The following is a 10,462-nucleotide window of genomic DNA, read 5'->3' as shown; positions in this document are numbered from 1 at the left end:
GTAAGGCGGATCCAATAGAACTCTGGTAGGGCAGCCGCCCCGCTCCTGCAAGACCGGGGAGCAGGGCGGTATCATTTATGTTCCAGCCAGGCTTAAAAATGATTGGACCGGGTATAAGCAACCAAAAACGAAGTCGCATAGTGACTTATTGACTTATACGCGACACTCAAATCCTGCGACAAATTTAATCATTCCGCGCAGGAACCAGTACCTCCCGATTACCGTTGGTTTGCATGGCCGAAACAAGGCCGGCACGCTCCATCTCCTCGATTAACCGGGCGGCCCGGTTATAACCAATCCGCAAGTGGCGTTGCACCAGCGAGATTGAGGCGCGGCGCGTCTTGAGCACGATGGCGACGGCTTCATCATAGAGCGGATCGGCTTCACCGTTGTCCAGTCCCGCCATGCCGTTATTTTCTCCTGCATTGCCGCCGCCTTCTTCTTCAATTGAATTCAGCACGCCCTCCACATAGCGCGGCTCGCCATGTTCCTTGATATATTCCACCACACGGTGCACTTCCTGATCGGCGACAAAAGCGCCATGCACCCGCTGTGGGTAGCCGCTGCCAGGAGGCAGATAAAGCATATCCCCCTGCCCCAACAGCGTCTCCGCCCCCATCTGATCGAGTATGGTACGTGAGTCCACTTTACTCGATACCTGAAATGCTACCCGCGTCGGAATATTGGCCTTGATCAGGCCAGTGATCACATCCACCGAAGGCCGTTGCGTGGCGAGCAGCAAATGCACACCCGCGGCACGGGCTTTCTGCGCCAGTCTTGCGATCAACTCCTCGACTTTCTTGCCCACCACCATCATCAAGTCCGCCAGTTCGTCTATGACCACTACAATCAGCGGCATCTCCTCCAGCGGCTCGGGCATATCCGGCGTCAGGCTGAACGGATTGGTCAGCGGCTTGTCGTTCTTGATCGCCTCGCGGATTTTTTGATTGTAACCACCGAGATTACGCACGCCCAGCGACGACATCAGCTTGTAGCGGCGCTCCATCTCCGCCACGCACCAGCGCAATGCGCTTGCCGCCTGCCGCATATCGGTCACCACAGGCGCCAGCAGATGGGGAATGCCTTCGTACACAGACAGCTCAAGCATTTTTGGATCCACCAGGATCAGGCGCACTTGCTCAGGCGTAGCCTTGTAGATAAGGCTCAGGATCATGGCATTGATCGCCACCGACTTACCCGATCCCGTCGTTCCCGCAACCAGCACATGCGGCATTCTCCCCAAGTCAGCCACCACCGGATGACCGCCTATATCCTTGCCTAATGCGATAGTCAATGGCGACCCCATGTCGGAATATGCCTGCGAACTGAGGATTTCCGATAGCCGTACCACCTGCCGTTTGGGATTGGGAATCTCCAGGCCCATGCTGGTCTTGCCGGGAATGGTCTCTACCACGCGTATACTCACCACTGAGAGCGAGCGCGCCAGATCTTTCACCAGATTGAGAATCTGATTACCTTTAACGCCTACCGCCGGTTCGATCTCATAGCGGGTAATGACCGGTCCGGGATATGCCGCCACCACTTTGACCTCGACCCCAAAATCGATCAGCTTGCGTTCGATCAGACGGGACGTGAATTCAAGCGTATCCGTCGACAGCATTTCCACATCCTTGGGCGGCTCATCCAGCAGATGCAGCGGCGGCAAGGGTGAATCAGGTAAATCCACGAATAGCGGCGTCTGTTTCTCTTTGATGACGCGCGACGACTTGAGGATGATGGTAGCCGGAGGTTCGATATGCAAAGGCGGACTTTCATGGAAACGCTTCTTACCAACCTCGACCAATTCGTCGCGTTTGATTGCCGAAACCAGGCCTGCGCGCCGATCTTGCCAGTCCTCCCAGCGGCGCGCGGCAAACAACCAGGTACCTTCAATTACCGCCCCCAGCTTCTCGGCGAAGCGCACCCACGACAGGCCGGTGAATAAGCTGAATCCGATCGCCATCAATATCAGCAATGCCAAAGTGGCACCGGTAAAACCCAGCATTTGCGACAAATTTCCGTTGATCAACTGACCCAGCACGCCTCCTGGAGCCTGCGGCAGCATTATTTTAAGGGTATATAACCGTAGTGCTTCAAACCCACTGCTGGCGGCCAGCAATACCACGAAACCTGCCGCTGAGACAAATAACGGGCGGCGATCAAATATTCCCACGGCGTCGATGCGATGATAACTCCATGCCACCAGATAAAGGAAAAACAACACCCACCACCAGGCGGAAGCACCGAGCAGATACAGCAGCAAGTCCGCCAGCCAGGCGCCCGCAACACCTCCAGGGTTATGCGGAGCACCATCGCCGCTATGCGACCAGCCAGGGTCGGCACGATCATAGCCATAAAATATCAGCACCAGATAAAGCGCCACCCCCAGTAAGGCGAGTCCGCAGGATTCACGCAATAGCCTGACGATTCTGGACGGCAGGGGATTGGAGCTCGGCTTTTTCGCCATTGGCTTGTTGACGAAGCTCATGAGTAGTACCCAGGAAAACAGGGCCAAGGAAAAATAAGTCTGATTATATAGAGTTAACCCGAGGGGAAAAAGCAAACCCCGCGATGAAGTCCTATCGGATACGAAGCCACAATAGAACGATAGGGAAATTTATATGCGACGCCATCTCTCATTGACTCGATAAGCCGGCTCAGGAATTGGCGCGGAACCTCATTCCATGATTCATGGGAGCAAATTCAGGCATGCGCCCCTTTAACAAGTTTTTCATCCAATATCTCGATCCAATGATTGACTGCTAGCGATGTGCCGCCTTGCACGTGCATGAGGCAACCTATATTGGCGGTCGCGATGCGTGAAGGGCTGCCCGATTCCAGTGCCATCACCTTATTTTTTAATAACTGTTGCGATAGCTCCGGTTGCAGGATGGAGTAGGTTCCCGCCGATCCGCAGCAAAGATGCGCGTCCGGGACAACCGTCAATTCAAAACCCGCTGTAACCAGAATCCTCTCGACGACACCGCGAATCCGCATGCCGTGTTGCAGCGTACAGGGAGAATGAAAAGCAAGTTTCGATTTTTTCTTGTCAACTGGCAGGCTGCCGATGAGGGTAGCCAACGCCGAGGTTTCCATTTCGATTATTTCGCTGATATCTTTACACAATTCCGAAATGCGAGCTGCTTTTTCCGCATAGACTGGATCATGGCGCAACAAGTGGCCATATTCCTTCACCGTCACGCCGCAACCGCTGGCTGTCATGACGATCGCTTCCACTCCTCCTCTTTCTTGCAGGGCATTGATTCCCCTTTCCTTTCCAACATACGGCCACCAGGCATCCACATTGCGGCGCATGTAATCCAATCCTTCCTGCTGGGCATTGAGATGGTACGAAACCGCTCCACAACAACCCGCGTTTTCCGCTTTGATCAGCGATATGCCAAGCTTGTCCAATACCCGCGCGGTCGCGGCATTTATATTGGGAGCCAACGCCGGTTGCACGCAACCTTCGAGTACCAGCATCTTGCGTGCATGGCGAGCAGGGGGCCATGCTCCAGTAAAGGGCATTTCTTTCGCTCTCGGCGGTATCGAATCTTTCAGTCCGCCTGGAAGCAATGGGCGAACACCCCGTCCCAGTTTCAATAAGGACGCAAACACCTTGGCGTTAGGCAAGGTCTGGCGCAGTGCGTACCGCATGACCCCGGCCGCCGCGCCACGCCCCACTTTTTTTTCAACGATGCCCCGGCCGATATCCACCAGCCGCCCATAGCGCACGCCGGATGGACAAACTGTCTCGCAGGCGCGGCAGGTAAGGCAACGGTCAAGATGCAATTGGGTTTTTTGCGTAACCGGCTCGCCTTCCAGCATCTGTTTCATCAGATAAATACGGCCGCGCGGACTATCCAGCTCATCGCCCAGCAGCTGATAGGTCGGGCAGGTGGCAAGGCAGAAACCACAGTGCACACAAGTCCGCAATATGGCATCGGCTTCTTGCCCTTCGGGGGAATCTTTAATGAAGTCGGCGAGTTGGGTTTGCATTTAGTATTGAGGATACATCCGGCCCGGATTGAGTATCCCCATGGGATCGAATTTTTCCTTTAAACGCCGTTGAATAGTCATCATCGCCGGTTCGAGCGGATGAAATACATCGGCGCATGATTCATGGCCGCGAAACAGCGTGGCGTGACCGCCTGCAGCTTTCGCGATTTCGCGTGCAACACCGGCATCGATTCCCGTCTCATCTGCCCACCAGCGTAGCGCGCCTCCCCATTCCATCAATTGCTTACCCGGCAAAGGCAGCGGCGGGGCTGTCGATTTTATGGATAGACGCCAGAGGGGTTTTCCGGATTGAAAAAATGAATGCGACTGTTCGCGTACCGATTCCCAAAAAACCCCTCCATCATCGATTTCATCGCCACCCAGCTTCGCATGCGCTGCACGCACCGCAGGCTCGGCGCCGGAGAGTCTTACGGCAAGCCCGCCATCGCAAAAACAGGTGGCGGAAACCGGCAGCGGCTTAGCGGCCCAACGATTCATCCTTTCAATGGCTTCAGCTTCCTTCATGGCCATGTGCAACGTGATCTCCATTGCCGGCAGCGGCAGCACTTTGAGTGAAACTTCCAGCAACAGACCCAACGTTCCCATCGAACCTGTCATCAAACGCGAAACATCATAGCCCGCGACATTTTTCATTACCTGCCCGCCAAAACGCAGGTCATCTCCTCTGCCGTCAAGCATGCGCACGCCCAGCACAAAGTCCCGCACTGCTCCGGCGGATGCCCGGCGCGGGCCAGAAAGGCCAGTGGCGACGCAACCGCCAAGGGTAGCAGTGGAACCAAAATACGGCGGCTCGAACGCCATCATTTGACCATGCTTGCGCAACTCGGTTTCGAGATCAGCCAAACGAGTACCGGCGCGGGCCGTCAACACCAGTTCGGTTCGCTCGTAATCCACGATTCCGGCGTAAGTGCTCGCATCAAGAACGCGGTCATTCTGCCCCGGGATGCGATTACCGTAGAAATCCTTGCTGCCTCCGCTGCGTATGCGTAACGGCACTTTGTCTTCGGCAGCGGCACGGATAATGCCGGCAAATTGGCCTACAATATCTTGCATGGACAAGGGTTACGGATCTGTTTATCGTTCAAAACCTCGGCAACTCCGGAAATTTTTCCTCGCCCCGATGCACATGCATCGCGCCGTGTTCGGCACAGCGGCGTAGAGTCGGAACGGCTTTTCCGGGATTCAATAGCCCCTCCGGATCGAATGCCGCCTTTACCGCATGAAACATCTCAAGTTCCCCGGGCTTGAATTGGGAACACATCTGATTGATTTTTTCGATGCCGACTCCGTGCTCTCCGGTAATGGTTCCGCCGGCCTGAATACACATTTGAAGGATTTTCGCGCCAAATTTCTCAGTCATTTCCAGTTCGCCCGTCTTATTGGCATCGTAAAGAATCAACGGATGCAGATTACCGTCACCCGCGTGGAAGACATTCATGCAACGCAACCCATATTCGACGGAGAGCGCTTCAATCCCACTCAATACCTGCGCGAGTTTGTTGCGTGGAATAGTCCCGTCCATGCAATAGTAATCAGGTGAAACGCGACCCGCCGCCGGAAACGCGGCCTTGCGCCCAGCCCAGAACTTGAGCCGCTCCGCTTCATCACGGGAGGTTATGATTTCGGTTGCGCCGCTCTTGTTCATGATCTCGTCAATACGACGGATCTCCTCCACAACTTCCTCCACCGTACCGTCGGATTCGCACAGCAGGATCGCGGCTGCATCAAGATTGTAGCCGGCATGGACATACTCTTCCACTGCGCGCGCGGTGATTTTATCCATCATTTCCATGCCAGCCGGAATAATGCCCGCACCGATCACGTTCGCCACCGCATCCGCCGCTTTACGGATGTCGTCAAAGGCCACCATGACGACTTGCGCCTTTTCCGGTCTGGGCAGGAGTTTTACCGTAACTTCGGTAACGACACCCAGCATGCCCTCACTACCTGTCATCAACGCCAACAAGTCATAGCCCGGTGAGTCCAGGCACTCGCCGCCGATTTCCAGAATCTCACCTGCGATGGTTACCACCCTCAATTTGAGGATATTGTGCACGGTAAGCCCATACTTCAGACAGTGCACGCCTCCCGAATTTTCTGCCACATTGCCTCCGATGGAGCAGGCAATCTGCGAAGAAGGGTCGGGAGCATAGTACAAGCCGTAGGGTGCTGCCGCTTCGCTAATGGCAAGATTACGCACGCCCGGTTGGACCCGGGCACTGCGCGCCACCGGATCAATTTCAAGTATGCGTTTCAGTTTGGCGAGCGAGAGCAGCACGCCCTCTGCATGGGGCAGCGCACCACCGGATAAACCGGTGCCGGCACCGCGCGCCACGACCGGGGTTTTGGCGGCATGACAGGCCTTGAGGACCTCAATCACTTCGCCCTCTGTTTGCGGCAGCGCGACGATCATGGGCGCTTGCCGATAGGCCGACAAACCGTCGCACTCATACGGCCTTAAGTCTTCGGTCTCATGGAGCACCGCGTCCGGCGGAAGAAACGTGCGCAGCCTGGTGGCGAGTTCGAGAGAATTCATGGCTCGATAGTCCGGTTTATTAAATCTTTATTAAATCTCATGATTCGCCAATTTTTCCAACGCCTGCACCAAGGCCGAACTGTCCCGCTTCGCGCCGCCGTGCGCGATACATGCGCTGAACAACTCCTGCGTGACGGCGGTATTGGGTAAACTCACCCCCAGTGCGCGCGCACTCGCTAGCGCGAGATTCAAATCCTTCTGATGCAGTTCGATGCGGAATCCCGGATCGAATGCACGCTTGATCATGCGTTCGCCATGCACCTCCAGGACACGCGATGCGGCGAATCCGCCCATGAGGGCTTGACGTACCCTGGCCGGGTCCACGCCGGCCTTGGATGCAAGCAGCAACGCCTCACCCACGGCCTCGATGGTAAGCGCGACGATGATCTGATTGGCAATCTTGCAAGTCTGACCAGCGCCGTTATCACCGATCAAGGTGACGCTTTTGCCCAGCAACTCGAAAACAGGCTTCACTTTCTCAAATACCGTTTCCGTGGCCCCCGTCATGATGGTAAGGGTGGCATTCTTCGCGCCTATATCACCACCCGACACGGGAGCATCCACATAATCGCAACCGAGCTGGTTGATCCTGGCGGCGAATACCCGGGTCTCAATGGGAGAGATGGAACTCATATCCACCACGATCTTGCCTGGCGTCAATCCCTCCGCTACGCCATTCTCACCGAATAACACGCGTTCTACATCCGGGGTATCGGGTAGCATGGTAATGATGATGCCTGCCTTTTGCGCCACTTCTCTGGGCGAGAAACAAGTTTCGCCCCCTTGTTCGAGCAATTCCTGCGGCACGCCGCTACGCGAATGCAGAAACAATGCGTGCCCGCCATTGATAAGATGGCCGGCCATGGGCTTACCCATGATGCCAAGACCGATAAAGCCAATATCCATCACACTTATACTCATTAATTTGCTATATACCTTGCCGGCCGGCGTTTCCGGCTCGCTGTCTCCGATTTCAGGATTTTCTCATGCATCTGGGTTACGCTACTAAACTTTACCAACGTCCAGCTGACTAATACAGCTACCATACCTCAAAAGTATGCCGCATAAACTTTGGAAACATCAAAATTCTAGTTGAAAATAATTTATCATTCGCTATTCGCAAGGAACCCGGAATGACCGAATCTCAGTACGATATGTATAACCTCATCGGTGACGGAACGATCGTCAGTCAGCACTTTGCCTCCACCGTCCAGAGCACGATAAGCGCCCATTTTGAAATGGTGAAGGGTTGAGCCGGCAACCTATAGTCATCATCGGCAGCGGGTTGGCGGGATATACCGTCGCTCGCGAATTTCGCAAACTGGACACCGAAACATCCATCCAGATCATTTCCGCGGATCATGGCGGATTCTATTCAAAGCCTATGCTGTCAAATGCCCTGGCCACAGGTAAAACGCCGTTATCCATACTCAATGCCAACGCGGAAAAAATGGCCGAGCAATTGAAGATGACCATTCGTTCGCATAGTCGCGTAACGGCTTTTGACCCTGCCAGTAAAAATGTGACCTTGCAAGGTGGAGAAAAGCTTCCTTACAGTCAACTCATTCTAGCCCTGGGAGCTGATCCGATCCGTCTGCCGCTGGAGGGAGACGGGGTCGACGCAATTTTGTCGGTAAATGATCTCGACGACTACCACCAACTATGCATTACGCTAAAGGGAAAAAAGGATGTGACGATTTTGGGTGCAGGGCTGATCGGCTGTGAATTTGCCAACGATCTGGCCGTGGCCGGTTATCGGGTACGTGTAATAGATATCAGCGCCCGCCCTCTGGGACGGCTCCTGCCACAGGCTGGGGGCGCCTTTCTGCAACAAAGGCTGGAGGCTGTTGGTATAGTTTTCCATATGGGCGCGGCGACACAGCGCGTGGAACGAATTCAAGAAAGCTTGCGCTTGACGCTCGACAATGGGGAAGTCATCCAAACGGATGTCTTGCTCTCCGCCATAGGATTACGCCCGCGCACTGCCCTGGCGGAAGCAGCCGGCATTAAGGTGAATCGCGGCATTACGGTAAGCCGCTCGCTACAAACCCGGTACTCGGACATCTATGCGCTCGGTGATTGCGCCGAGGTGGATGGCAGGGTACTGCCTTTCGTGATGCCGATCATGCACGCCGCGCGTGGTCTCGCGGCAACGCTTGCCCGCACTCCAACTCTGGTACGGTACCCCGCTATGCCCGTAGTAGTTAAAACCCCGGCCTGCGCAACCGTGGTCTCACCTCCCGACCCTCATGCGCAAGGCGAATGGCTGATAGAGGAAAGCGAAAACGGCGTGAAAGCATTGTTCCAAAGTGCGCAAGGCAAGCTGCTGGGCTATGCGCTGCTGGGTATGGCAACCAGGGAAAAGAATTTGCTTGCCGCACAATTACCAGCGGTGATGGAATAAGGCCAGGAAGCGAATAGTGTGGGCCTTGCAAGCGCTCGTACCGCCCAACCCAGCACAGCACCGAGCGCTTGCGCAGCTCTCAGCCCCGGCTATGATCCCGGTATCTAGAACCCGCGATTAAGCCTAGTAACCCTTCGTGCGCATGCATGTAGCGTAGGCAGCCTGGTATTGCGCATCGTGAGACTTGGTCTCGTTGAGTCCATAGAGACCTCCCCCCGCCGCGCCGGTTACGCCGCCAATAGCAGCGCCTTTGCCTGCACCTTTCCCACCGCCCGCAATGGCACCGCCAGCCGCACCCACAGCCGCGCCAATAGCAGCACCCAGTGCGGCATTCTTGAGCACTTCTTCGGTTTTGCTATTTACCTCTTCATTCGCATACCGGTTGCATTCCTCTATGACTGAGTTTGAAGGATATGCAGCCCGCGGTGGACTTGATGGGCGGGCGGTCTGCTGGCGCGCTACGGGCGCGGGACTCACGGTGGTAGCCGCCTTCCCCCCCGCTGCAGGCGTTTGTGCCTCACTGATTTGCGCCGTTGGAGAATCAGGCTCGGTCTTGGAATCTCGTCCTACAACGAGCATGGTAGCCGCCACCGTTGCGCCCACCAACAGTATTCCAATCGTGGCGAGCTTCCAGGGATTAAGGGATTCGTTCGACATCTATATTCTCCTTCTAAAAAAGACTTCGTTATCTCTGATACGTGATTATCGAGCGCCAGGGCCGGTTGGAATCGTGACCCTGGCTGCGCTGGCCTGCCTTACTTGTTCTTACCATGCCCGCCGGCCTTGCCGCCGTGATTCTTGTTATGGCCTTTACCCTTGCCACCACCATCCTTGTCATTGCCGCGAGCCTTGTCGCCGTCATCATTCTCGTGGTCATCATCCTTGCCGCCACGGGCCTTGTCCCCATTCTTCTTGCCATTCTTCTTGCCCTGCTTCCTATCCTGGTTCTGCTGATGTCTCAGGTCCGCACGGTCTTTACCTTTTGTTGCACCGGTAGACCATTGGGCGTTCGAGTTCTCATTGGCTTTCTCGCTCCTATGATCAATGGCGACTCCACCACCACGCTTCTTGTCCTCGTCTACACTCACGCCACCAGTCTGCCCAGCGCTGTCCTCCTGCGCCAGCACCGGATTGCCATAACCAAGAACAATACCCGCCAACAATGCCACCAATCCGATTTTGCCCACGTCCGATCTCCTCTTTATGATTTAAAATGTTCGCTTGAAATCAAAGGTGAATCTTTTTCCCAACCAAACAATCATTTGTGACTACCCATTATTCTCATCGCAGGGAATGCGAATAAAATTTCAGGTTCTTAAAAAAACTTTATCCATAATCTATCTTACGGATTTTGATAGCGATGACCATTGGACTTAAGTACACCTGTCAATGAGTAGAAATACGCATGCTTGCAGCAAATCAGAAACGCGACTCTGACTATTCCCTGCAACCATGCCTGATATAACGCATCAACGGAGAATTGGTTGTCATAAACTCTCGAA

At 54.9% G+C, this 10,462-nt stretch carries 8 protein-coding genes; 1 reads left to right on the top strand and 7 read right to left on the bottom strand.

Annotated features, from left to right (window positions below):
• Positions 1-184: 184 nt before the first annotated feature.
• The 5 genes from SQ11_RS05885 to SQ11_RS05865 form a co-directional block, all read right to left on the bottom strand.
• Positions 185-2,488, bottom strand: a complete 2,304-nt coding sequence (locus SQ11_RS05885) for a DNA translocase FtsK (RefSeq protein ID WP_041513207.1) — start codon at positions 2,486-2,488, stop codon at positions 185-187.
• Between the two features lie 215 nt (positions 2,489-2,703).
• Positions 2,704-3,999, bottom strand: coding sequence for a glycolate oxidase subunit GlcF (gene glcF / locus SQ11_RS05880; protein ID WP_041513206.1), 1,296 nt, complete (start codon positions 3,997-3,999; stop codon positions 2,704-2,706).
• Entirely contained in the window at positions 4,000-5,073 is a 1,074-nt protein-coding gene (gene glcE, locus SQ11_RS05875) for a glycolate oxidase subunit GlcE (protein ID WP_041513205.1), read from the bottom strand.
• Between the two features lie 28 nt (positions 5,074-5,101).
• On the bottom strand, positions 5,102-6,556 hold the full coding sequence (locus SQ11_RS05870; protein WP_041513204.1) for an FAD-linked oxidase C-terminal domain-containing protein: 1,455 nt from the start codon (positions 6,554-6,556) through the stop codon (positions 5,102-5,104).
• Positions 6,557-6,586: 30 nt separating this feature from the next.
• Positions 6,587-7,465 carry a 2-hydroxy-3-oxopropionate reductase gene (locus tag SQ11_RS05865; RefSeq protein ID WP_041513242.1) on the bottom strand — a complete coding sequence of 293 codons (879 nt, stop codon included), beginning with the start codon at positions 7,463-7,465 and terminating at the stop codon, positions 6,587-6,589.
• 340 nt (positions 7,466-7,805) lie between these two features.
• Between SQ11_RS05865 and SQ11_RS05860 the strand changes: the two genes are divergently transcribed.
• Positions 7,806-8,960, top strand: a complete 1,155-nt coding sequence (locus tag SQ11_RS05860) for an NAD(P)/FAD-dependent oxidoreductase (protein WP_041513203.1) — start codon at positions 7,806-7,808, stop codon at positions 8,958-8,960.
• Between the two features lie 123 nt (positions 8,961-9,083).
• On the opposite strand, the gene SQ11_RS17215 is transcribed toward SQ11_RS05860, so the two are convergent.
• Both SQ11_RS17215 and SQ11_RS17210 read right to left on the bottom strand, forming a co-directional pair.
• Positions 9,084-9,617, bottom strand: coding sequence for a hypothetical protein (locus SQ11_RS17215; RefSeq protein WP_052494022.1), 534 nt, complete (start codon positions 9,615-9,617; stop codon positions 9,084-9,086).
• 98 nt (positions 9,618-9,715) lie between these two features.
• Complete coding sequence (locus SQ11_RS17210) at positions 9,716-10,147, bottom strand: hypothetical protein (RefSeq protein WP_041513202.1); 432 nt, start codon at positions 10,145-10,147, stop codon at positions 9,716-9,718.
• Between the last annotated feature and the right edge of the window lie 315 nt (positions 10,148-10,462).

Source organism: Nitrosospira sp. NpAV (assembly GCF_000832065.1).
In the GTDB taxonomy this organism is placed as follows: domain Bacteria; phylum Pseudomonadota; class Gammaproteobacteria; order Burkholderiales; family Nitrosomonadaceae; genus Nitrosospira.
This window is presented reverse-complemented; position numbering and strand designations above follow the sequence as displayed.